This window comes from Streptomyces sp. NPDC031265, assembly GCF_055570295.1.
The window spans coordinates 607,632-629,445 of the sequence record NZ_JBVIHM010000001.1 but is presented as its reverse complement, the minus strand read 5'-3'; the positions used below and the strand labels follow the sequence as shown (position 1 = coordinate 629,445).

General features: G+C 71.7%; 20 protein-coding genes and 2 pseudogenes. 11 read left to right on the top strand and 11 right to left on the bottom strand.

Annotated features, from left to right (window positions below; translation table 11 throughout):
* From ACZ499_RS03045 to ACZ499_RS03025, 5 genes are all read right to left on the bottom strand, one after another.
* A complete protein-coding gene (locus ACZ499_RS03045) occupies window positions 1-1,602 on the bottom strand; it encodes an acyl-CoA carboxylase subunit beta (RefSeq protein WP_468671587.1) in 1,602 nt (533 codons plus the stop codon).
* Window positions 1,603-1,651: 49 nt separating this feature from the next.
* Entirely contained in the window at window positions 1,652-3,346 is a 1,695-nt protein-coding gene (locus tag ACZ499_RS03040; protein WP_468671583.1) for an acyclic terpene utilization AtuA family protein, read from the bottom strand.
* On the bottom strand, window positions 3,346-4,131 hold the full coding sequence (locus tag ACZ499_RS03035) for a TIGR03084 family metal-binding protein (protein WP_468671579.1): 786 nt from the start codon (window positions 4,129-4,131) through the stop codon (window positions 3,346-3,348). Before ACZ499_RS03035 ends, ACZ499_RS03040 begins: the two co-directional genes overlap by 1 nt.
* 269 nt (window positions 4,132-4,400) lie before the next feature.
* The gene (locus ACZ499_RS03030; protein WP_468671577.1) at window positions 4,401-5,345 is read right to left on the bottom strand and encodes an EamA family transporter; all 945 of its coding nucleotides are present in this window, start codon (window positions 5,343-5,345) and stop codon (window positions 4,401-4,403) included.
* A 217-nt stretch (window positions 5,346-5,562) separates the two neighbouring features.
* Window positions 5,563-8,430, bottom strand: a complete 2,868-nt coding sequence (locus ACZ499_RS03025; RefSeq protein ID WP_468671574.1) for an FAD-binding and (Fe-S)-binding domain-containing protein — start codon at window positions 8,428-8,430, stop codon at window positions 5,563-5,565.
* 110 nt (window positions 8,431-8,540) lie between these two features.
* On the opposite strand from ACZ499_RS03025, the gene serC reads away from it, so the two are divergent.
* Complete coding sequence (serC, locus tag ACZ499_RS03020; RefSeq protein WP_468411649.1) at window positions 8,541-9,659, top strand: phosphoserine transaminase; 1,119 nt, start codon at window positions 8,541-8,543, stop codon at window positions 9,657-9,659.
* A 54-nt stretch (window positions 9,660-9,713) separates the two neighbouring features.
* Here serC and ACZ499_RS03015 read toward each other — a convergent pair whose 3' ends face one another.
* On the bottom strand, window positions 9,714-10,697 hold the full coding sequence (locus tag ACZ499_RS03015; RefSeq protein WP_468671571.1) for a WD40 repeat domain-containing protein: 984 nt from the start codon (window positions 10,695-10,697) through the stop codon (window positions 9,714-9,716).
* A 159-nt stretch (window positions 10,698-10,856) separates the two neighbouring features.
* Between ACZ499_RS03015 and ACZ499_RS03010 the strand changes: the two are divergent.
* Together ACZ499_RS03010 and ACZ499_RS03005 are read left to right on the top strand one after the other, a co-directional pair.
* Window positions 10,857-11,035, top strand: a pseudogene (locus ACZ499_RS03010) (XRE family transcriptional regulator); the annotation flags it as partial.
* Window positions 11,036-11,252: 217 nt separating this feature from the next.
* Entirely contained in the window at window positions 11,253-11,933 is a 681-nt protein-coding gene (locus tag ACZ499_RS03005; protein ID WP_468671569.1) for a GDSL-type esterase/lipase family protein, read from the top strand.
* Window positions 11,934-11,942: 9 nt separating this feature from the next.
* On the opposite strand, the gene ACZ499_RS03000 is transcribed toward ACZ499_RS03005, so the two are convergent.
* On the bottom strand, window positions 11,943-12,401 hold the full coding sequence (locus tag ACZ499_RS03000) for a carboxymuconolactone decarboxylase family protein (protein WP_468672078.1): 459 nt from the start codon (window positions 12,399-12,401) through the stop codon (window positions 11,943-11,945).
* A gap of 75 nt (window positions 12,402-12,476) precedes the next feature.
* Between ACZ499_RS03000 and ACZ499_RS02995 the strand changes: the two genes are divergently transcribed.
* The 6 genes and pseudogenes from ACZ499_RS02995 (at window position 12,477) to ACZ499_RS02970 (ending at window position 17,067) form a co-directional block, all read left to right on the top strand.
* Window positions 12,477-13,010, top strand: a complete 534-nt coding sequence (locus ACZ499_RS02995) for a MarR family winged helix-turn-helix transcriptional regulator (RefSeq protein ID WP_468671567.1) — start codon at window positions 12,477-12,479, stop codon at window positions 13,008-13,010.
* Window positions 13,011-13,012: 2 nt separating this feature from the next.
* Window positions 13,013-13,201, top strand: a pseudogene (locus ACZ499_RS02990) (Uma2 family endonuclease); the annotation flags it as partial.
* 55 nt (window positions 13,202-13,256) lie between these two features.
* Window positions 13,257-14,267 (top strand): aldo/keto reductase, encoded by a 1,011-nt coding sequence (locus tag ACZ499_RS02985; RefSeq protein WP_468671565.1) that lies wholly within the window; start codon window positions 13,257-13,259, stop codon window positions 14,265-14,267.
* A 59-nt stretch (window positions 14,268-14,326) separates the two neighbouring features.
* Window positions 14,327-15,325, top strand: a complete 999-nt coding sequence (locus ACZ499_RS02980) for an aldo/keto reductase (protein ID WP_468671561.1) — start codon at window positions 14,327-14,329, stop codon at window positions 15,323-15,325.
* 238 nt (window positions 15,326-15,563) lie between these two features.
* Window positions 15,564-16,184 carry a hypothetical protein gene (locus ACZ499_RS02975; protein ID WP_468671558.1) on the top strand — a complete coding sequence of 207 codons (621 nt, stop codon included), beginning with the start codon at window positions 15,564-15,566 and terminating at the stop codon, window positions 16,182-16,184.
* Between the two features lie 22 nt (window positions 16,185-16,206).
* A complete protein-coding gene (locus ACZ499_RS02970; RefSeq protein WP_468671555.1) occupies window positions 16,207-17,067 on the top strand; it encodes a hypothetical protein in 861 nt (286 codons plus the stop codon).
* Window positions 17,068-17,075: 8 nt separating this feature from the next.
* Here the strand turns inward: ACZ499_RS02970 and thpR are convergent, their stop codons facing one another.
* From thpR to ACZ499_RS02955, 3 genes are read right to left on the bottom strand one after another with little or no spacing between them, the layout of a single operon-like run.
* A complete protein-coding gene (gene thpR / locus ACZ499_RS02965; RefSeq protein WP_468671552.1) occupies window positions 17,076-17,639 on the bottom strand; it encodes an RNA 2',3'-cyclic phosphodiesterase in 564 nt (187 codons plus the stop codon).
* Between the two features lie 42 nt (window positions 17,640-17,681).
* The gene (locus ACZ499_RS02960; protein WP_468671550.1) at window positions 17,682-19,028 is read right to left on the bottom strand and encodes an MFS transporter; all 1,347 of its coding nucleotides are present in this window, start codon (window positions 19,026-19,028) and stop codon (window positions 17,682-17,684) included.
* Between the two features lie 30 nt (window positions 19,029-19,058).
* Window positions 19,059-19,502, bottom strand: a complete 444-nt coding sequence (locus tag ACZ499_RS02955; protein WP_468671547.1) for a MarR family winged helix-turn-helix transcriptional regulator — start codon at window positions 19,500-19,502, stop codon at window positions 19,059-19,061.
* A 157-nt stretch (window positions 19,503-19,659) separates the two neighbouring features.
* On the opposite strand from ACZ499_RS02955, the gene ACZ499_RS02950 reads away from it, so the two are divergent.
* Window positions 19,660-19,842, top strand: a complete 183-nt coding sequence (locus ACZ499_RS02950) for a ribbon-helix-helix protein, CopG family (protein WP_101388865.1) — start codon at window positions 19,660-19,662, stop codon at window positions 19,840-19,842.
* Window positions 19,843-19,853: 11 nt separating this feature from the next.
* On the opposite strand, the gene ACZ499_RS02945 is transcribed toward ACZ499_RS02950, so the two are convergent.
* Window positions 19,854-21,302, bottom strand: coding sequence for an NCS2 family permease (locus ACZ499_RS02945; protein WP_468671543.1), 1,449 nt, complete (start codon window positions 21,300-21,302; stop codon window positions 19,854-19,856).
* Window positions 21,303-21,524: 222 nt separating this feature from the next.
* Between ACZ499_RS02945 and ACZ499_RS02940 the strand changes: the two genes are divergently transcribed.
* Window positions 21,525-21,806 (top strand): DUF2530 domain-containing protein, encoded by a 282-nt coding sequence (locus ACZ499_RS02940; RefSeq protein WP_468671541.1) that lies wholly within the window; start codon window positions 21,525-21,527, stop codon window positions 21,804-21,806.
* Window positions 21,807-21,814: the final 8 nt, after the last annotated feature.

Below are 21,814 nucleotides of genomic sequence, written 5' to 3'. Positions count from 1 at the left end.
TCACATCCTGAAGATGCCGAAGCCGCCGCGCGCGCCTTCGACCGGGGCCGTGTGGACGGCGGACAGACAGATGCCGAGGACCGTGCGGGTGTCGCGGGGGTCGATGACCCCGTCGTCGTACAGGCGCCCGGACAGGAACGTCGGCAGGGACTCGGCCTCGATCTGCTGCTCGACCATGGCGCGCAGCCCGGCGTCCGCCTCATCGTCGTACGGCTGCCCCTTGGCGAGCGCGGAGGCGCGGGCGACGATGGAGAGGACCCCGGCGAGCTGCTGCGGCCCCATCACGGCGGACTTGGCGCCGGGCCAGGCGAAGAGGAACCGGGGGTCGTAGGCGCGCCCGCACATCCCGTAGTGCCCGGCGCCGTACGAGGCGCCCATGAGGACCGACAGATGCGGCACCTTCGAATTGCTGACCGCGTTGATCATCATCGCGCCGTGCTTGATGATGCCGCCCTGCTCGTACTCCTTGCCGACCATGTAACCGGTGGTGTTGTGGAGGAAGAGGAGCGGGATGTCGCGCTGGTTGGCGAGCTGGATGAACTGGGCGGCCTTCTGCGACTCCGCACTGAACAGCACGCCCTGGGCGTTGGCGAGGATGCCGACCGGGTAGCCGTGCAGCCGCGCCCAGCCGGTGACCAGGCTCGGCCCGTAGAGCGGCTTGAACTCGTCGAAGTCGGAGCCGTCGACGATCCGGGCGATCACCTCGCGCGGGTCGAAGGGCGTCTTGAGGTCCCCCGGCACGATCCCGAGCAGCTCGTCCTCGTCGTACTCGGGCCCCTCGTACGGGACGGACGGATCCGGTTGCGCCTTGCGGTGGTTGAGGCGGGCGACGATGCGCCGGGCCTGTCGCAGGGCGTCCTGCTCGTCCACGGCGTAGTGGTCGGCGAGGCCGGAGGTGCGGGCGTGCATCTCGGCACCGCCGAGCGACTCGTCGTCGCTCTCCTCGCCGGTGGCCATCTTCACCAGCGGCGGCCCGCCGAGGAAGACCTTCGACCGCTCCTTGATCATGACGGTGTGGTCGGACATCCCCGGCACATACGCGCCGCCTGCGGTCGAGTTGCCGAACACCACCGCGATGGTGGGGATCCCGGCGGCGGAGAGCCGGGTGATGTCGCGGAACAGGGCCCCGCCCGGGATGAAGATCTCCTTCTGGGAGGGCAGATCGGCGCCGCCGGACTCGACGAGGCTGATGCAGGGCAGCCGGTTGGCGTACGCGATCTCGTTGGCCCGCAGCGCCTTCTTCAGCGTCCACGGATTGGAGGCTCCGCCGCGTACGGTCGGGTCGTTGGCGGTGATCAGGCACTCGACGCCCTCGACGACGCCGATCCCGGTGACCATCGAGGCGCCGACCGGATAGTCGCTCCCCCAGGCGGCGAGCGGCGACAGCTCCAGGAACGGGGTGTCCGGGTCGACGAGCAGCTCGATGCGCTCGCGGGCGAGCAACTTGCCGCGCTTGCGGTGGCGTTCGGTGTACTTGGGGCCGCCTCCCGCGAGCGCCTTGGCGTGCTCGGCGTCGAGCTCGGCCAGCTTGGCGAGCATGGCGTCGCGGTGGGCGGAGTACTCGGTCCCGCCGGTGTCGAGGGCGGTGGGCAACACGGTCACGACAGGGCCTCCGGGATCACGGCGCACACTGCGGGCACACACTCCGGCTTCACAGCAGAACCTCCGGGATGTCCAGGTGGCGCGAGCGCAGCCATTCGCCGAGCGCCTTGGCCTGGGGGTCGAAGCGGGCCTGCGAGGCGACGCCCTCGCCGAGGAGGCCGTGGACGGTGAAGTTGAGGGCGCGGAGGGTGGGGAGCTGATGCCGCACGACTCTCAGCTGCCGGCTTTCCGGTATCAGCTCCTGGAACCGGTCGACCGTCAGCGCGTGGACGATCCACCGCCAGGCGTCGTCGGACGTCACCCACACCCCGACGTTCGCGTCCCCGCCCTTGTCCCCGCTGCGGGCCCCCGCGACGAGCCCGAGGGGCGCGCGCCGGGTGGACCCGCCGGGCAGCGGCGAGGGCGGCGCCGGTTCCACGACGTCCTCAAGGACCCGGGTGCGTACGGGATGGGGCATCGTCTCCCGTGCGCCATCGGGCAGCACGGCGACATGCGCGACCTCGCCCGCATCGACGTATTCCGCCTCGAACACCCCATAGGGCACGCCCTTTCCGGGCGGGGCCGTCACATGGAACCCCGGGTAGCTGCCGAGGGCCAGCTCGATCGCGGCGCCGCTGACGGTACGGCCGACGGCGTCCGGGTCGGGGTCGCGGACGACGAGGCGGAGGAGGGCGCTGGAGGTCTCCTCGGTCGGGGCGTCGGGACGATCGGTACGGGAGAGCTCCCAACGCACCTCTGCGGGCCGGGACTCGGCCCTTTGAAAGGCGTCCTCGATCTGCTCTCCGACGATCTCGGCCTTGGCCTCGATATCGAGCCCGGTGAGGACGAAGACGACCTCGTTGCGCCAGCCGCCGATGCGGCACAGGCCGGCCTTGAGGGTGGGCGGCGGCTCCTCGCCGCGTACACCCGTGATCCGCACCCGGTCGGGCCCGTCCGCCGCCAGCCGTACGGTGTCGAGCCGGGCGGTGACGTCGGGCCCGGCGTACCGGGCGCCCCCGGTCTCGTACAGGAGCTGCGCGGTGACGGTGCCGGGGTCGACGGCGCCGCCGGTTCCGGGGTGCTTGGTGATGACGCTGGTGCCGTCGGAGTGGATCTCGGCGAGGGGGAAGCCGGGGCGGCGGATGTCGTGGTCCCGGAAGAAGGCGTAGTTGCCACCGGTGGCCTGCGTCCCGCACTCCAGGACGTGCCCGGCGACGACGGCTCCGGCGAGGGCGTCGTACTCCTCGGGCCCCCACCCGTGCCACCAGGCGGCCGGGCCGGTGACGAGGGCGGCGTCCGTCACCCGCCCGGTGACGACGACATCGGCCCCGGCGGCGAGGCAGGCGGTGATGCCGGTGCCGCCGAGGTAGGCATGAGCGGTGAGGCCGCCGGGGCGCGGGGGAAGGGAGTCGCCTTCGACGTGGGCGACGCGGGTGGGGAGGCCGAGCCGGGTGACCAACTCCCTTATTTGCTCGGCAAGTCCAGCCGGGTTCAACCCGCCCGCGTTGGCGACGATCCGCACCCCGCGTTCGTGGGCGAGCCCGAGGCACTCCTCCAGCTGCCGCAGGAACGTCTTGGCGTAGCCGAGGCGGGCGTCCTTGAGCCGGTCGCGGCCGAGGATGAGCATGGTGAGCTCGGCGAGGTAGTCCCCGGTGAGCACGTCGAGCGGCCCGCCGGTGAGCATCTCGCGCATGGCGTCGAAGCGGTCGCCGTAGAACCCGGAGGCGTTGCCGATGCGCAGGGGCCGGGGGCTGGGGTCGGGCATCAGGCCCCCTTGGGTGCGCGCCCGGGACCGGCGGGGCCCGCGAAGGCCTGGGCGATGTCGAGCCAGCGGTCGGCGTCGGGGCCCTCGGCGCGTACGGCCGTGTCGGAGCGGTGGATGCGCTGGGTGACGAGGAGGCAGAAGTCGAGGGCGGGCCCGGTGACGCGCTGGGCGGCGTCGGGCGGCCCGTACGTCCAGAGACCGCTCGGGCCGGTCAGCTCGACCCGGAACTCCTCGGCGGGCGCCGGCAGCCCCCGTACGGCGAAGGCGAAGTCCCGGGCCCGCACCCCGATCCGCGCGACGTGGCGCAGCCGGTCGGTGGGCTCGCGGGTGCGGCCGAGCGCGTCCCATACGTCCTGGCCGTGCGCCCAGGTCTCCATCAGGCGTCCGGTCGCCATGGAGGCGGTGGACATGGGCGGCCCGTACCAGGGGAAGCGGGCCCCGGCGGGCGCCGCCTCCAGGGCCTCGCGCAGCCGCTCCCGCCCGTGCCGCCAGCGGCCGAGGAGCTCGTCGGGGGCGAGCCGGGCGCCGGCCTCGGCGCCCTCGTCGACGAAGGTGCCGGGCGAGGCGACGGCTTTCTCGACCTCCACCGCGAACGCGTCCGCGTCGGTGACGGCGAGCAGCGCGGCCCCGTCGGTCCAGGCCAGATGCGCGATCTGATGGGCGACGGTCCACCCCGGGGCGGCGGTCGCTCGCCGCCAGTCGCTTGCACCCAACGCACCGACGAGCCGGTCGAGTTCCTCCCCCTCGGCGCGCAGATCGTCGAGCACGGCGGTCTGATCGGACACGGGGCGCTTCCCTTCGGCTGGGGATACGGCGGTGTGCCCCGGAGCATGGCAGCGGCCCGTAAAACAAGCAAGCGTGCTTGCATTATTTTTTTGCCAGGGGCGCGCGCTGTAAGTCGGGTGCTGGAGTGCGCCCTTGACGGTGCGGGGCGGGCGGCGGGGCGGTCGGAGGCCGCCGTGTACCGCGCGGCCGCCTGGGCCCGACAGGCCCCCGGGACGGCGGCCCGGCGTGACCCACATCGCCCCGCCCGTAGGAAACTGCGCCCCCTGGGCTACCGCCGCACCTGCGACCGCACCGCCCCCATGCTCGCCCCGATGACCAGCGCGATCGCCAGCGCGTCCGTGGCGGACAGGGCCTGGTGGAGGACCAGGAAGCCCGCCGTCGCCGCGATGGCCGGTTCCAGGCTCATCAGGATCGCGAACGTGGGGGCGGGGAGGCGGCGCAGGGCGATGAGTTCGAGGGTGTACGGGAGGACCGAGGACAGGATCGCGACCGCCGCGCCCAGGCCGATCGTCGACGGGACCAGTAGCTTCGAGCCCGATTGGAACGCGCCCAGCGGGAGCGAGAGGACCGCTGCTACCGCCATCGCCAGTGCCAGTCCGTCCGCCTGCGGGAAGCGGCGGCCCGTACGGGCGCTGAACAGGATGTACACCGCCCAGCACGCCCCCGCCCCCACCGCGTACGCCGCCCCGGCGATGTCCAGCGACCCGAACCCGTCGCCCCCGCCGCTGCCGAGCAGCGCCACGCCCGCGAGCGCCAGTCCGGCCCAGACGAAGTTGACCAGGCGGCGGGAGGCCAGGACCGAGAGGGCGAGCGGGCCGAGTACCTCCAGGGTGACCGCCGTACCCAGCGGGATGCGGTCGACCGCCTGGTAGAAGAGGCCGTTCATGCCCGCCATCGCGACGCCGAAGGCGAGCACCGTGCCCCAGTCGGCGCGCTTGTAGCCGCGCACCTTCGGGCGGCACAGGATCAGGAGCACCAGTGCGGCCGCCAGCAGGCGGAGCGTCACCACGCCCGCCGCCCCCGCCCTCGGCATCAGCATGACCGCGACGGCCGAGCCGAACTGGACCGATATGCCGCCCGCCACCACCAGCGCGACCGGCGCCAGCGCCACCCCGCGGCCCCCGCCGCCGAGCCCGCCCGCCGCCTCCGGGGTCGCGACGGTGGCCGCCGCGGTGGCGGTCGTCGGCTCTGCGGCGGCGTGCGGAGTGGTCACCGGGGGTCCCCTTGCTTGCTGATCTGGCTGAGCTGACTGCGCCGACTGAGCTGGCTGAGCTGGCTGAGCGCCACGCTGGTTAGTTCACTTCACTGGACTTAGTGTCTAAAATACTGCACTACGCGGCCCCACCCCGTCCAGGGATTTCTCTTAGGTAGCGGAATGGGGCGTTCCATTCATTCCCTCCAATGTAAGCGGCGCCCCGCCCTGCTGCCCGCTACCCCTCACCAGGGCGCCCGGGGAGCCCGTCCGCCAGCACCTGCGCCAGATGCCTCGCCCGTCGCCCCGCCAGCTGCTCCAGTTGCGTACGGCACGAGAAGCCGTCCGCCAGCACCTCCGTGCCGGGCTCCGCCGCCCGTACCGCCGGCAGCAGCTCGTCCTCCGCGCACGCCACCGACACCTCCCAGTGACCCCGCTCGAAGCCGAAGTTCCCGGCCAGACCGCAGCAGCCGCCGCTCAGCGCGCCCGTCAGCCCGGCCCGCTCCCGCAGCCGGCGCTCGGCCGCGTCCCCGAGCACCGCGTGCTGGTGGCAGTGCGTCTGCCCGACGACGGCCCGCCCCACGTACGGCGGGGTCCAGTGCGGCGCGCACTCCTCCAGCGCCTGCGCGAACGTACGCACCGAAGCCGCGAGCCGCGCCGCCCTCGGGTCGTCGGGCAGCAGCTCCGGCAGATCCGTTCGCAGCGCCGCCGCGCAGCTCGGCTCCAGGACGACGACCGGCAGACCACGGTCGAGCAGCGGCTCCATCTCGTCCAGCGTGCGGCGCAGGACCGCGCGGGCGCGGGTGAGCTGGCCGGTCGAGACGTAGGTGAGGCCGCAGCAGACCCTGCCCCGGGGCGCCACCACCCCGACCCCGGCCGCCTCCAGGACCCGCACCGCCGCGCGCCCGACCTCCGGCGAGAGGTGGTCGGTGAAGGTGTCCGGCCACAGCACGGCCGACACGGGAAGACCTTCCTCCCGGCGCCCCCGCAGCCACCTCCGCAACGTCTCCCCCGCCAGCACCGGCAGCTTCCGCTCCGGGGCGATCCCCGCCAGCCGCTTCGCGAGCGCCGCCAGCGGCCGTACCCGGGCCAGCGCGTTCAGCCCCCGCGCCCACGGCGCCGCCAGCCGCAGCCAGCGGGGCAGCCGGCCCATCGCGTAGTGGGACGCGGGCCGCAGCCGCCCCCGGTAGTGGTGGTGCAGGAACTCCGCCTTGTACGTGGCCATGTCCACGCCGACCGGGCAGTCGCTGCGGCAGCCTTTGCAGGACAGGCAGAGGTCGAGCGCGTCGCGCACCTCCGGCGAGCGCCAGCCGCCGGTGACGACCTCGCCCGCCAGCATCTCGTGCAGCAGCCGCGCCCGGCCCCGCGTCGAGTGCGCCTCCTCACCGGTGGCCCGGAAGGACGGGCACATCACGCCGCCGCCCGAACCCGCGTCCCTTGTACGGCACTTGGCCACCCCCACACATCGCCGCACCGCCGCCGAGAAGTCCCCGCCGTCCTGCGGATAGCCGAACTCCACCTCCACCGGCCGCCTCGGCAGCACCTCGAACCGCAGGTTCTCGTCCAGCCGGGCGGGGCGGGCCAAAATCCCCGGATTCAGCAGCCCCGCCGGGTCCCACACGTCCTTGAACTGCCCGAACAGCCCGACCAGTTCGTCCCCGTACATCTTCGGAAGCAGCTCGGCCCGCGCCTGCCCGTCGCCGTGCTCGCCGGAGAGCGAGCCCCCGTATGCGGCCACCAGATCCGCCAGCTCCTCGGAGAAGCGGCGAAAGCGCGCCACGCCCGCCGCGCTCAGCAGGTCGAAGTCGATCCGGACGTGGACACAGCCGTCGCCGAAGTGCCCGTACGGGGTGCCGCGCAGGCCGTGCTCCCTCAACAGGGCCCGGAACTCCCGCAGATACGGGCCGAGCCGCGCGGGCGGCACCGCGCAGTCCTCCCACCCGGGCCACGCCTCCGCGCCTCCCCCAAGGACTCCGTCCAGGGGGGACCCCCAGATCCGCGTCGCCGTCCCGGCCGCGTCCTCGCGTACGCGCCACAGCGCCCGCTGCCCGGCCGGGTCGGTGACCACGGCCGCGTCCAGCGGGGCGGCCACCCGCACCAGCTCGCGGGCCCGGGACAGCGCCTCGGCCGGGGTCGCGCCGCCCGTCTCGACGAAGAGCCAGGCGCCGCCGCGCGGCAGCCCGGCACGGCCGCGCACCAGGTCGGCGGCCATGCCCTCGACGGTGAGCGGCCCGTACGGCAGCAGGGCGGGCGCCGCCTCGGCCGCCGCGCTCTCGTCCGGGTACCCGAGCACGGCGAGCGCCCGTGCCCCGGGCGTCTCCACCAGCCGTACGACCGCCTCGGTGAGCACGCCGAGCGTGCCCTCGCTGCCACAGAACGCGCGCGCCAGATCCGTCCCGCGCTCGGGCAGCAGCGCGTCCATGGCGTACCCGGAGATCCGGCGCGGCAGGTCCTGCGGGTAGCCGGTGCGCAGCGCGGCGAGGTTGCGTTCGACGAAGCCGCGCAGGCCCGCCGGGGCGCCGGTCCAGCCCTGGCCGAGGCGGAGCAGTTCGCCGCTCCCGCTCACGGCGGTCAGCGCCCGTACGTTGTCGGCGGTCGTCCCCCAGGCCACCGAGTGCGCCCCGCACGCGTTGTTGCCGATCATCCCGCCGAGCGTGCACCGGCTGTGCGTCGACGGATCGGGTCCGAACGTCAGCCCGTACGGCCGGACCGCCTCCCGCAGCACATCGAGGACGAGGCCCGGCTGGACCACCGCCGTACGCGCCTCCACGTCCACCGAAAGCAGGGCCCGCAGGTGCCGGGTGAAGTCCAGGACGACCCCGGTCCCGGTGGCCTGGCCCGCGACCGAGGTCCCGCCGCCGCGCGGCACCACCGGCACCCCGTGCTCCCGGCAGACGGCGAGCGCCGCCGCCACGTCCTCGGCGTCCCGGGGCGCGACCACCCCGTACGGCACCCGCCGGTAGTTGGACGCGTCCATCGTCACCAGCGCCCGCGCGCCCGCCGAGAAGTCGACCTCCCCGCGCACCACCTCACGCAGTTCCCGCTCCAACGCGCCGGAAGCCGCCGCCGTACGCCCCACGCCGCCCGCATCACCCGTGTCGCCCATGGGAAACAGCCTGCCCGCCGCAGGCCGAACCACGGCAGGCCCCGCCTCCGGCGCGTCTCGCGGGGTGGACCCCGGCCGCGCGCGCCCCGGCGTGCCGATACCCTGCGCTCGTGGCTGAGATCCAGATTCCCGCTGACATGAAGCCCGCCGACGGCCGTTTCGGCGCGGGCCCCTCCAAGGTGCGTACGGAGGCGCTGGACGCCCTGGCCGCCACCGGCACCTCGCTCCTCGGCACCTCCCACCGCCAGGCCCCGGTCAAGAACCTGGTCGGCGAGGTCCGCCAGGGCGTACGGGACCTGTTCTCGCTGCCCGAGGGGTACGAGGTGATCCTGGGCAACGGCGGCTCGACCGCGTTCTGGGACGTCGCGACGCACGGGCTGATCGAGAACAAGTCGCAGCACCTGAACTTCGGCGAGTTCTCGTCCAAGTTCGCCAAGGCCGCGAAGCTCGCGCCGTGGCTGGCCGAGCCCAGCGTGATCGCCTCCGAGCCCGGCACGCACCCGGAGCCGGCCGCCGAGGCGGGCGTCGACGTCTACGCCTTCACCCACAACGAGACCTCCACCGGTGTCGCGGCCCCCGTCAAGCGGGTCGCGGGCGCCGACGAGGGCGCGCTCGTCCTGGTCGACGCGACCTCGGGCGCGGGCGGCCTGCCGGTCGACATCACCGAGAGCGACGTCTACTACTTCGCCCCGCAGAAGTCCTTCGCCTCCGACGGCGGGCTGTGGATCGCGGCGTTCTCCCCGGCCGCCCTGGAGCGCGCGGCGCGCATCCACGCGTCCGGCCGCCACATCCCGGAGTTCTTCAGCCTGCCGACCGCGATCGACAACTCGCTGAAGAACCAGACGTACAACACCCCGGCGCTCGCCACGCTCTTCCTCCTGAACGAGCAGCTGAAGTGGATCAACGGCCAGGGCGGCCTCGCCTGGTCGACGGCCCGTACGAAGGACTCGTCGACCCGGCTGTACGGCTGGGCCGAGGACTCCAAGCACGCGGCCCCGTTCGTCACCGACCCGGCGAAGCGCTCGCAGGTCATCGGCACGATCGACTTCGCGGACGACATCGACGCGGCCGCGGTCGCCAAGGTGCTGCGCGCCAACGGGATCGTCGACACCGAGCCGTACCGCAAGCTCGGCCGCAACCAGCTGCGCGTCGCGATGTTCCCGGCGATCGACCCGGCGGACGTCGAGGCCCTGACGGCCTGCATCGACTACGTGATCGAGCAGCTCTGATCAAGCAGCTCTGACGGAAAGGGGCGGCCCTCGCCGGGCCGCCCCTTCCTCCGCTCACCCCCGCCGGAACTTCCGCTTCAGCCCCACCCAGGCCGCGCCCGCGCCCACGATCACGATCACCCCGTACACGAGGTTCCGGTTGTCGCCGCCCGAGCCGGAGCCGCCGCTGCTCGCGCCGCCGCCCGACGGCGAACTCCCCTTGTCCGAAGGGGACTTCCCGGCGGACCCGACCGGCACCCGCACCACATCGCTCTGCGCCCCCTCGGTCCCGAAGAGCAGCGCCTTCCCGTCCGGCGTGTACGTGACGGACTCCGCCTGGCGCATCAGCGGCGCGTCCACCCCGTGCCGCGCGCCGAGCTTCCCGTTCTTCCAGTCGTACTCGGCCGCCCAGAAGTACCCGCGCAGCGCCAACTTCGTGCCGTCCGGGGAGAAGGCGCCGTCGGTGACCCAGGGCACGTCGCCGACCCGCCGGAACACGTTCGTCCCGCCCGTGGAGAGCCGCTCCGGGCCCTCGTACAGCCCGCCGCCGCCCTCCTTCTTCGACGCGATGTAGAGGCGGCCGGTCCTGGGGTGGACCATCATCGCCTCGGCGTTGCGCGGCCCGTCGGCGTACTTCACCACGTACTGCGTCGCCTTGACCGTCGCGTCCTTCAGCCGGGCGGGCTCGGGGAACTTGTAGATCCAGACGTTCTTCCAGGTGCCGCCGAGATTGTCGCCGATGTCCCCGACGTACACGTTCCCGTCCGCGCCGACCGAGATCGCCTCGACGTCGCGCGGCTTCCCGACGCCGGTCAGGGTGATGGTGGCGACGGTCTGGCCGGTCTTCGAGTCGACGGCGTAGACGTACGGCCCGTCGTCGCTGTCGTTGTGCGTCCAGTAGATCCCCGGGTGGGCCCGGCTGGCGGCGAGGCCGCTGGACTCCTTGATCCGGGGATCCTTGATCGTGAAGTCGCCGTCGCCGCCGTCGGCGGCGGCCGGTCCGGCGGCCCCCAGCAAGACGAGCCCGGCGGCCGTGGCGGCGGACAGAAGCGAACGCATCGGGAAACGCATGGGACCAAGTGTCCATCGTCACGTGGCAGCCCGTCGAAGCCGTCCAGGCGATCCGCCATCGTGACTCCTCCACCCCGTGCAGGGGGTGGCTTCTCGTTATGCCGGTTGGGCTTTGCGACGGACCAGCCCGGCCCGTGGAACGTTCAGGGCGCCCGCTGTCACGGGGCGCTGCAACTCCTCGTCGAGCCGACCGGCCGACGTATGGCCGGGAAGTGGGTCGGCTTCGGCAAGGACTTCGACGTGAACACCGGGCCTGGGAGCTGCGGTTGATGGACCGGTCCGTCGGCAAGACCACCATGGAGCAGTACAGCCGCCCACCCGAGTGACCATGACGACAAACAGGGACCAGATCATGTGATCCGGCCCCTGTGCTCTGCTGATACGGCTTCGACTACTCTCCCCAGTCAAGACCCAGCTCGTTGGCCAGGTCTCGGAGGGCTTCAGTGGAGAGCTTGGGTGCTCGGGCCGCCTGCTCGGATGCCCACTCCTCGATGACCTTGTCCATTGGTTCCCACCCTCGTGGTCCGACCTGCTGGGATGCAGATGTTCTTCATGTTTGTTGGCGACTCCATGACCATCGGACGCGCCGGCGACATCACCTGGCGCTACCGCATGTGGCAGCACCTCAGCACGTCCTTCGACGGCCCCTTCGAGATCGTGGGCCCGCGCACCGAGCTGTACGACACGGAGGCGGGGGCGCCGCGGTCGTACGAGTACGGGGCACCGGACTTCCCCGCCGAGGCCCGCCGCCACCTCTCGGGCTGGGGCGAGGGCTGGCTGCACATGGCCCCGCTGATCGGGGACGCGGCGGCGGAGGCGGCCGCAGATGTCCTCCTGGTCTCCCTGGGCCTGATAGACCTCGGCTTCTACACGGACAGCGACCAGACGGCGGCCAACGTCCGCGCCTTCGTGACACAGGCCCGCACGGCGAACCCGGCCGTCCGCATGGTCCTGCTCCCGGTCATCCCGAACATCCGGGCCGAGTCGGACGCCCCCTTCGCGGCCGAGGTGACCCGCTTCAACGAACTCCTGGCGAAGGCGGTGGCGGACCTGGACCAGCCGGCGTCCCCGCTGCTCCTGGCCTCGCACCCCCCGACGTACGACATCCACAAGGACACGTACGACGGCACCCACCCCTCGGCATCGGGCGAACACAAACTGGCGGCGGCGTTCGCTGACGCGATGCATCAGGGGTGGGGGCTGGGAGGGGCGTACGCGCGCTGACGCGGACCGTCAGTGCGACGCCCCCGTCAGGCGGTTGGCGAACGTCGACACCGTGTACGTGCCGATGCCCAGGACGACCTCCAGTGCGTTCTGGCGTGTGTGGCCGTGGGACAGGAACGCGTTCAGGGCGTCGTCGGGGACCGCGCCCGCCGTCGCGTACACCGCGAGGGTGAACTCGCGTACCGCGTCGAGGCGTTCGTCCGTCAGCGGCCTGCCCTCGCGCAGCTCTGCTATCAACTCCTCCGGCGCGCCGAGCCCGCGCAGCTTGGCCGTGTGCATGTTCACGCACAGGTCGCACGCGTTGCGGGTGGCGACCGTCATGATCACCACCTCGCGGGCGACCGGCTCCAGGGTCGTCCGCTCGAAGAGGGCGCTCATCTCGAGGAAGCCCTCCAGTGTGTGCGGCGAGGCGGCGAGGCGGGCCACGGCCGGGGTGAGGCGCCCCAGGCTCTTGATCGTTCCCTCCATCGCGCGGCGCGACTCGGCCGGTGCGGACTCCAGGGTGTGCTCGACGAATGTCACGGCGTTCCTGCTCCCCGTAAGATGGACAACGTGGTTGACGATAAGAAGGTAAACCAGGTTGTCGGTTCGCGCAATGGGGAAAGCGAGGAGGTGTCCACCCCCGGCTACGAGCTCCCCCTGCTCCTCCTCGGCGGCTTCCGTTCCCTCATCGACCGCCTCCACGCCGAGCTGGCCCGCCAGGGCCACCCGGACCTGCGGCCCGCCCACGGCTTCGCGCTCCAGGCCATCGGACCCGGCGGGGCGACCGCGAGCGAGATCGGGCGGCGGCTCGGCGTCTCCAAGCAGGCGGCCGGCAAGACCGTCGACCGCCTGGAGGCCCTGGGCTACGCCGAACGCGCCGACGACCCCGCCGACGCCCGCCGCAAGGTCGTCCGCATCACCCCGCGCGGCCTCGACGCGCTGACCCGGTCGGCGGCCGTGTTCGACGAACTGCGCGCCGACTGGGTCCGTACGCTGGGCGCCGCTCCCGTACGCGACATGGAGGCGGCCCTGCGCACGGTCGTCCCGCCGGAGGCGTTCCGCCTCGACGCGTCGAGCTGGTTCGCCGGGTCCTAGCCGCGTTCGCCGCCGCCGGCGTCCCGGCCTGCCTGATCGTCGACCCGTACACCGGCAAGTGGCACCTGCACACCCTGCCGAAGGACGACGAATACCACTGCACGCTTTCGCTCGGTTTCGGCGACGCCGTCGATCTCACCCAGACCCCTGTGGGACTCACCCTCACGACCGACGAGTTCCCCCGCGACTGAGCGCCGTTGAACGGCGCTTGCTTGGAGCGCACTTGAAGCGGTTCGCTGGTGCCTCATGGAGTACACGCAGCTCGGACGCACCGGTCTCAAGGTCAGCCGCCTCGTCCTCGGCACCATGAACTTCGGCCCCCAGACGGATGAGGCCGACAGCCACGCGCTCATGGACGCCGCGCACGACGCGGGCATCAACTTCTTCGACACCGCCAACATCTACGGCATAGCCGAACACAAGGGACTCACCGAGGAGATCGTCGGGTCCTGGTTCGCACAGGGCGGCGGGCGCCGCGACAAGACGGTCCTGGCGACCAAGGGCTACGGGAACATGACCCAGGACGGCACCCCCTGGAACGTCACCTCCTGGCCCAACCACGACCGGCTCTCCGCGCTCAACATCCGGCGGTCGGTCGAGGCCAGCCTGAAGCGGCTCGGCACTGACTACATCGACATCTACCAGTTCCACCACGTCGACCGTCAGACCCCCTTCGAGGAGATCTGGCAGGCCATGGACGTCCTGGTGCGGGAGGGGAAGGTGCTGTACGTCGGCACGTCGAACTTCCCCGGCTACAAGATCGCCCAGGGCAATGAAGTCGCCGCACGGACCGGCCGGTTGGGGCTTGTCAGCGAGCAGTGCCTCTACAACCTCGCCGAGCGCCGCGCCGAGATGGAGGTCATCCCCGCCGCGCAGGAGTACGGCGTCGGGATCATCCCCTGGTCCCCGCTCCACCAGGGCCTGCTCGGCGGTGCCCTGCGCAAGGAGCGCGAAGGCGACGGGGCGCGTACCAAGGGCGGCCGGTCCGCCGCCGGGCTCGCGGATCCGGCGGTGCGGGCGCAGGTGCAGGCGTACGAGGACCTGCTCGCCAAGCACGAACTGGAGCCCGGGGAAGCGGCGTTGGCGTGGCTGCTCACCCGGCCCGGCGTGACCGGTCCGATCGTCGGTCCGCGCACGGCCGAGCAGCTCGAATCGGTTCTGCGGGCGGTGGAGCTGGAGCTGAGCGAGGAGGTGCTGGCCGGGCTCGACGAGATCTTCCCGGGACCGGGCCCGTCGCCCGAGGCGTTCGCCTGGTAGGAGTGGCGTGGCGCGTGGTGCTTGCCTGGAGCGCACTTCAAGGCGTTCGCTGGTGCCTCATGGAGTACACGCAGCTCGGACGCACCGGTCTCAAGGTCAGCCGCCTCGTCCTCGGCACCATGAACTTCGGCCCCCAGGCGGACGAGGCCGACAGCCACGCGCTCATGGACGCCGCGCAGGACGCGGGCGTCAACTTCTTCGACACCGCCAATGTCTACGGCCAGAGTGCGGGGAAGGGCCGTACCGAGGAGATCATCGGCAACTGGTTCGCGCGGGGCGGCGGGCGCCGCGACAAGACGGTCCTGGCCACGAAGGTGTACGGGAACATGTCCGCCGACGGCGCCCCCGCCTGGCCGAACCACGACAAGCTGTCGGCGCTCAACATCCGACGGGCGGTCGAGGGCAGCCTCAAGCGGCTCGGCACTGACTACGTCGACATCTACCAGTTCCACCACGTCGACCGTCAGACCCCCTTCGAGGAGATCTGGCAGGCCATGGACGTCCTCGTACAGCAGGGCAAGGTGCTGTACGTCGGCACGTCGAACTTCCCCGGCTACAAGATCGCCCAGGGCAATGAAGTCGCCGCACGGACCGGCCGGTTGGGGCTTGTCAGCGAGCAGTGCCTCTACAACCTCGCCGAGCGCCGCGCCGAGATGGAGGTCATCCCCGCCGCGCGGGAGTACGGGGTGGGGATCATCCCCTGGTCCCCGCTCTACGGAGGCCTGCTGGGCGGTGCCCTGCGCAAGGAGCGCGAAGGCGGGGGCTCGCGCTCTACCGGCGGCCGGGCGGCGGATTCGCTGAGGGACCCGGCGGTACGGGCGCGGGTCCAGGCGTACGAGGACCTACTGGCCAAGCACGGCCTGGAGCCGGGCGAGGTGGGGCTGGCGTGGCTGCTCACCCGGCCGGGCGTGACGGGGCCGATCGTCGGCCCGCGCACGGCGGACCAGCTCGCCTCGGCCCTGCGGGCGGTCGAGCTGAAGCTGGACGAGGAGCTGCTGACGTCCCTGGACGAGATCTTCCCGGGGCCGGGGCCGTCACCGGAGGCGTTCGCCTGGTAGGCGGGACGTGGGCTGCCCGGGGCTTTCACCCCTGGCAGCCCCATGGGCGAGGGCGCCTCAGCCCCGCGCCGCCGCCACCACCACGACGACGAACATCAACACGAGCACGCCGGCCATGATCCGGTTCCTGGTCTTCGGGTTCACGCGTACGAGCGTAACGAACCCCCGTCCGGCCCCGTTCGGCCGCCCCGGCGCGCCAGCCGCACACGGGTGATGACTGAGTGTTACGGTCCGGAAGGTGGATCACACACGGCGCCGACGACACCGCCTCGTTCCGGCCACCCTCCTCGCGGTGGGCCTGCTGCTCGCGGGGTGCTCTTCGGGCGGCGGCGACGAACCGCCGGGCCGGGAGAGTGACACCACGCAGCCCGAGGACAGCACCGAGCAGCCGCCCGCGGAGCCGACGGAGGAACCCCCGGGAGACTCGACCGGCGGCAGGACGCACGACGGGGGTGGGGGCGGCGGGTTCGACACCGCCGGGCGGGTCTCCCCCAACTTCCAGGGGCAGTGGCCGGGCGGCGTGGTGACTCTGACGAACATCTCCGACGAGCCCTACACCGGCACCGCGACCTTCTCGGACTGCACTCCCGGCCCGGGCCGCTGGAGCACCGCATCGCCCGCCCAGTCCGTCTCGCTGCCTCCCGGCGAGGCCGTCCCGCTCGACTTCTCGTTCCCCACCCCGGACCCGGCCCCCGCTCCCATCGCCGAGCACATCCTGTGCGTCAGCCTGTCGGGCGGTGACAAACCGCTGAGTGGGGCCATTGCCGACCCTGCCTTCGTCTCGCCCGAGCAGTCCGAACCGTCCGAGCCCCCCTCCGAGACCCCCTCACCCTCCGAAAGTCCCACGGACGAGTCCTGACGCCGGGAGAGGCAGGCAACAGATGGAGGAGCAGGATTCCGCCCACCCCCAGTGGGGCGCCTGGCTCAAGACGATCGCCGGATTCGTCGCGCCCACCACCCTCCTCACCGGCCTTCTCCTCTTCTTCGGCTTCGCCTACACCGACTCGTTCTACGAGTACTTCGCCATCGACCCCGCCACCCTCGGCTTCTCCACGCAGGACTATCTGCTGCGCAGCGCGCGGCCCCTCTACATGCCGCTGGGCGCGACGCTCGCCGTCGGGCTCGTCGGCGCCCTCGGGTACTCCTGGATCTCCACCGTGGACACCTCGCGGACGGACGCCCTGCGCAACCTGGGCCGGGGCTCGCTCGTGCTCATCGTGTGCGGGACCATGCTGTTCGTCCTCGGGATGCTCGGCGGATTCCAGGTCTGGCCCGCCGGACCGCTCGACACCCCGCTGCTCCTCGGCGGGGGGCTGGTACTGGTGGTGTACGGGCGGGTGCTCCACCTCAAGTCCACCGGCCACCCGTTCCCCGGGGAGATGAAAGCGCTCTTCATCATCGCCGCGCTGATCTCGCTGTGCTGCTTCTGGGCTGTACAGGCCTATGCCCAGAGCAGCGGCCAGCACGACGCCCGGAACCTGGCCCGCCACCTGTGGCTCAGGCCCGCCGTCGTCGTCGACACCCCCGAGCGGCTCTACTTCGGGTCCGCACCCGTACGCGAGACCGCCCTGCCACCGGCCGGGTCCGCGCAGAAGTACAAGTACCGCTACCGCGACCTGCGGCTGCTCGCCCAGTCCGAGAACCGGATGTTCCTCATCCCCGACGGCTGGACCCCCACCCGCGGCGCCGTGATGCTCGTCCCCGCCGACGGCACCGTCCGCATCGCCTTCCGCCCCGGCTGAGCCGGGCGTCACACCCCCAACCCCCACCGCCCCACCACCTCGTACCGAGGCGTCTCCCCCGGCACCCCGGCGACGGGCAGCCGGCTGCGCACCAGCACCACTTCCCCCACCTCCCACACCGCCCCCTCGAACCCCGCCAGGGACTCCACGTGCGGGTGCAGGTCCACGCCCGCCCGGCTGCGGGCGAGCGTGAGGTGGGGGTGGTAGCGGCGGTGCTCGTCCATCGGCACGCCCGCGCGGCGGGCAGCCGCGTCCGAGCGCTCGGCCAGCAGCCGCAGCGCGTCGATCGCGCCCGCGACGCCCGCCCACAGCACCCTGTCGCCGAACCGGCCGCCCCCGTGCAGCCGCAGCTCGAAGGGCGGGGTGCGGTGGGCGGCGCGGGCCAGGCGCTCGTGGAGCTCCGGCAGCAGCCTCTCCTCCACCTCCCCGAGGAAGGCGAGCGTGAGGTGCCAGTCGTCGCGGCCCGCCCAGCGCAGCCGGTCCGCGCCGGGCAGGGCGTGCAACTCGTCCACCGCCGAACCGAGTTCGGCCAGCCGAGCAGGCGGGGGCAGCACAGCCACGAAGAGTCTCATGGGGTCAGTTTCGCCCCATGAGACTCTTCGTGGCCGGACCCGTCACGCCATCGTGGCCAGTTGCCGCCTCGGTACGAACTCCAGGTGCCGGCGGCCGCGCCGCAGGTCGACCTTGAGCTTCAGGTTGGCCGCCCGCGCCAGCATCAGGCCGACGCCGACCGCCGCGAACGCGCAGATCAGACCGCCCAGGGCGAGGCTGACCCGTACGCCGTACTCGTCCGTGAGCCAGCCGAAGAGCGGGCCGCCCAGCGGGGTGCCGCCGGTGAAGACCATCATGAACAGGCTCATCACCCGGCCGCGCATCTCCGGGTCGGTGGCCATCTGGACGGAGGCGTTGGCGGTGACGTTCACCGTGAGGCCGAGGACGCCGATGGGGATCAGGAGTCCGATGAAGAGCGCCATGCCGGGCGCCATCGCCGCCGCGACCTCCAGGACCGCGAACAGGCCCGCCGCCCCCGCGAGGAGGCGCAGCCGGGTGGTGCCACGGCGGGCCGCGAGCAGTGCGCCGACCAGGGAGCCGATCGCCATCAGGCTGTTGAACAGGCCGTACATCCCGGAGCCGCCGTGGAAGATGTCGCGGGAGAAGGCGCTCAGCCAGATCGGGAAGTTGAAGCCGAAGGTGCCGACGAATCCGACCAGGACGATCGGCCAGATCAGCTCCGGGCGCTTGGAGACGTAGTCCAGGCCCTCGCGGAGCTGGCCCTTGCCGCGCGGGGCGAGCTTCGTGGGCCGCAGGTCGGCCGTACGCATCAGAGCAAGGCCCGCCAGCGGCGCCAGGAAGGAGAGGCCGTTGGCGAGGAACGCCCAGCCGGGGCCGACCGCCGCCATCACGCCGCCCGCGACCGCCGGGCCGACGAGGCGCGCCGACTGGAAGTTGGCCGAGTTGAGGCTGACCGCGTTGCGGACCTGGCCGGGGCCGACCATCTCGGAGACGAAGGACTGCCGGGTCGGGTTGTCGACCACCGTGACCAGGCCGGTGAAGAACGCGGTCAGATAGACGTGCCAGACCTGGACCTGCCCGGTGAGGGTCATGGCCGCCAGGAACAGACCGCCGAGGCCCATCGCGCTCTGGGTGACGAAGAGGATGCTCCGCTTGGCGAAGCGGTCGGCGATGACGCCGCCGTACAGCCCGAAGAGCAGCATCGGCAGGAACTGCATGGCGGTGGTGATGCCCACCGCCACCGAGGAGCCGGTGATCTGGAGGACCAGCCAGTCCTGGGTGATCCGCGCCATCCACGTACCGATGTTGGAGACGATGGCACCGGAGAAGAACAGCCGGTAGTTGCGGATCGCGAGGGAGGAGAACGTCCCTCGTCCGCTGCCGGGGGCAGCGGGGTCGTGGGTGGATTTCGGTGCGGGGGCGGAGTCTGCTCCGGATCCCGTACTCAAAAGGTTCGCCTCCTATCGTGCGCGGTCAGTTCACAGGTGTGCGAGCTTCTCCAGTACGGGTGCGGCGGCGCGCAGCTTCGCCCACTCGTCCTCGTCCAGGCCTTCCGCGAGGGAAGCCAGCCAGACGTTGCGCCTGCGGCGGCTCTCTTCGAGCATCGCCTCGGCCTCTTCGGTCTGGCTGACCACCTTCTGGCGGCGGTCGTCGGGGTGCGGCTCCAGCCTGACCAGGCCCTTCGCCTCCAGCAGCGCGACGATGCGGGTCATCGACGGCGGCTGGACGTGCTCCTTGCGGGCCAGCTCACCGGGGGTGGCCGAGCCGCAGCGGAAGAGGGTGCCGAGCACCGACATCTCGGTGGGGCTCAGCGACTCGTCGACGCGCTGGTGCTTCAGGCGCCGGCTCAGGCGCATGACCGCCGAGCGGAGGGAGTTCACGGCGGCGACGTCCGCGTCGCTGTCGTGGGGCAGGTCAGACATGTTCGTTAGAATAACTCATTACTCTGGCTAAATACCAGCCCAGGTACCACCGGCGCACCGTAACGGCCGCCACACACCACTACACACATCACCCGAAAGAGTGAGAGCTATCGGAAAAGTGACGCACCGGGGCGGGGCCTGCGGCGACCCTCGTCCCATGGGGACCAGCGTGCTCAGCCTGCGGATAGACGGTGAGCTGCTCGAACGGCTCCGGCAGCATGCCGCCAAACGAGGAATGAGCGTCCAGGACTATGTGGTCCGGACGCTCATTCGCGACGACTTCGACGAGCGGCTTCAGGCCGCTGCCGCCGAGACGGAGAAGTTCTACGGGGCGGCCTAGGGCCTGTCCGGCTACGTGAGGCCCAGCGCCGGCATCAGGTAGTAGAAGCCGAACACCGCCGACACGATGTACATCGCCACCGGCACCTCACGGCCGCGCCCGGCCACCAGGCGCAGCACCGTGAAGGTGAGGAAGCCCATGCCGATGCCGTTGGTGATGGAGTACGTGAACGGCATCATCAGCATCGTCACGAACGCCGGGATCGCGATCGTCCAGTCGTCCCAGTCGATCTGCCGGATCGAGCCGGACAGGATCAGGAAGCCCACCGCGAGCAGCGCCGGGGTGGCCGCCTGGGACGGGACCATGGTGGCGATCGGGGTCAGGAACAGCGCGACCGTGAACAGGCCGCCGGTGACCACGTTCGCGAAGCCGGTGCGCGCGCCCTCGCCGACGCCCGCCGTGGACTCCACGAAGCAGGTGGTGGCCGAGGAGGACGACGCGCCGCCCGCCGCGACCGCGATGCCGTCCACGAACAGCACCCGGTTGATGCCGGGCATGTTGCCCTCGGCGTCGGTCAGCTCGGCCTCGTCGCTGATGCCCATGATCGTGCCCATGGCGTCGAAGAAGCACGACAGCAGCACGGTGAAGACGAACAGGACGCCGGTCAGGACGCCGACCTTGTCGAAGCCGCCGAACAGGCTGACCTTGCCGAGAAGCCCGAAGTCGGGGCTGGCGACCGGGTTGCCGGGCCACTTCGGGGTGGTCAGACCCCAGGACGGGACGGTCGCCACCGCGTTGATGATCATCGCGAGACCGGTCATCACGACGATCGAGATGAGGATCGCGCCGGACACCTTGCGTACGAGCAGCGCCAGCGTCAGCAGTACGCCGAGGACGAAGACCAGGACCGGCCAGCCGAGCAGATGGCCGTTGCCGCCGAGCTGGAGCGGGACGGTGGTGTGGGCGGCGTCCGGGATGCGGGAGACGAAGCCCGAGTCGACCAGGCCGATCAGCATGATGAACAGGCCGATGCCGATCGCGATGCCCTTGCGCAGACCCAGCGGCACCGCGTTCATCACGCGCTCGCGCAGCCCGGTGGCGACCAGGAGCATCACGACGAAGCCCGCGAGGACGACCATGCCCATCGCGTCCGGCCAGCTCATCCGGGGCGCCAGCTGGAGGGCGACCACGGTGTTCACACCGAGCCCGGCCGCCAGCGCGATCGGCACGTTGCCGATGACGCCCATCAGGAGCGTGGTGAAGGCGGCGGTCAGCACGGTGGCGGTGACCAGCTGGCCGCCGTCGAGCTGGTGCCCGTACATGTCCTTCGCGCTGCCCAGGATGATCGGGTTGAGCACGATGATGTAGGCCATCGCGAAGAAGGTGGCGAAGCCGCCGCGGATCTCCCGGCCGAGGGTGGAGTCCCGCTCGGAGATCTTGAAGTAGCGGTCCAGTGCGTTGACCGGCGGCTTCGGGGCTGACGGCGTGGCGTCGACCTTGGCGGTGGCCGAGGGGGACATGCGGAACCTCAGTCGTGAGACGGGGCGGGGGGCAAGGAGATGCGAAAAGCGGCCTCGACCCGAACTTCTTTGGACGTTTCAACGAACAAAACGAGTCAGCCGTAAGCCGTTTCAGTATGAATACATAAGCCAAAGATCGCTATCTCCGCGCGTAGACACAAGGGGCGCCTGGGCGCCGAGAGGGTCGACGGGCCGCCGGACCCCTCCCCCTACACTGATCGCATGGCGAAGTGGACACCCAAGCACGAGGCGCCGGAGCCCCTGGAAGGGCCCGTCGTCGCCACCATCACCGGCGGCACGATCCTCTGGTTCGTCCTCTTCCTCGTCCAGCTGCCGTTCTACGGCTGGTTCGACGACCACGGGCACCTGTGGTGGGTGTGGACCTGCCTGGCCGGCGGCGGTCTCGGCCTGATCGGCATCTGGTACGTACGAGGGCGCGAGGCGGCCCTCAAGCGGCACGCGGCGGAGCAGACGGAAGCCGGGAGCCGCCAGGAGAAGCGGTAGAGCCGGTA

Excerpts from the sequence above, each read along its gene's own strand:
- ACZ499_RS03025 (WP_468671574.1), bottom strand. The coding sequence starts at position 8,430 with ATGGGCGACACGGGTGATGCGGGCGGCGTGGGGCGTACGGCGGCGGCT.
- ACZ499_RS03015 (WP_468671571.1), bottom strand. The coding sequence starts at position 10,697 with ATGCGTTCGCTTCTGTCCGCCGCCACGGCCGCCGGGCTCGTCTTGCTG.
- ACZ499_RS02945 (WP_468671543.1), bottom strand. The coding sequence starts at position 21,302 with ATGTCCCCCTCGGCCACCGCCAAGGTCGACGCCACGCCGTCAGCCCCG.
- ACZ499_RS02950 (WP_101388865.1), top strand. The coding sequence starts at position 19,660 with ATGGGGACCAGCGTGCTCAGCCTGCGGATAGACGGTGAGCTGCTCGAA.
- ACZ499_RS03040 (WP_468671583.1), bottom strand. The coding sequence starts at position 3,346 with ATGCCCGACCCCAGCCCCCGGCCCCTGCGCATCGGCAACGCCTCCGGG.
- ACZ499_RS03000 (WP_468672078.1), bottom strand. The coding sequence starts at position 12,401 with ATGGAGGGAACGATCAAGAGCCTGGGGCGCCTCACCCCGGCCGTGGCC.
- ACZ499_RS02955 (WP_468671547.1), bottom strand. The coding sequence starts at position 19,502 with ATGTCTGACCTGCCCCACGACAGCGACGCGGACGTCGCCGCCGTGAAC.
- ACZ499_RS02985 (WP_468671565.1), top strand. The coding sequence starts at position 13,257 with ATGGAGTACACGCAGCTCGGACGCACCGGTCTCAAGGTCAGCCGCCTC.
- ACZ499_RS03005 (WP_468671569.1), top strand. The coding sequence starts at position 11,253 with ATGTTCTTCATGTTTGTTGGCGACTCCATGACCATCGGACGCGCCGGC.
- thpR (WP_468671552.1), bottom strand. The coding sequence starts at position 17,639 with ATGAGACTCTTCGTGGCTGTGCTGCCCCCGCCTGCTCGGCTGGCCGAA.
- ACZ499_RS02980 (WP_468671561.1), top strand. The coding sequence starts at position 14,327 with ATGGAGTACACGCAGCTCGGACGCACCGGTCTCAAGGTCAGCCGCCTC.
- ACZ499_RS02970 (WP_468671555.1), top strand. The coding sequence starts at position 16,207 with ATGGAGGAGCAGGATTCCGCCCACCCCCAGTGGGGCGCCTGGCTCAAG.
- ACZ499_RS02995 (WP_468671567.1), top strand. The coding sequence starts at position 12,477 with ATGGACAACGTGGTTGACGATAAGAAGGTAAACCAGGTTGTCGGTTCG.
- ACZ499_RS02940 (WP_468671541.1), top strand. The coding sequence starts at position 21,525 with ATGGCGAAGTGGACACCCAAGCACGAGGCGCCGGAGCCCCTGGAAGGG.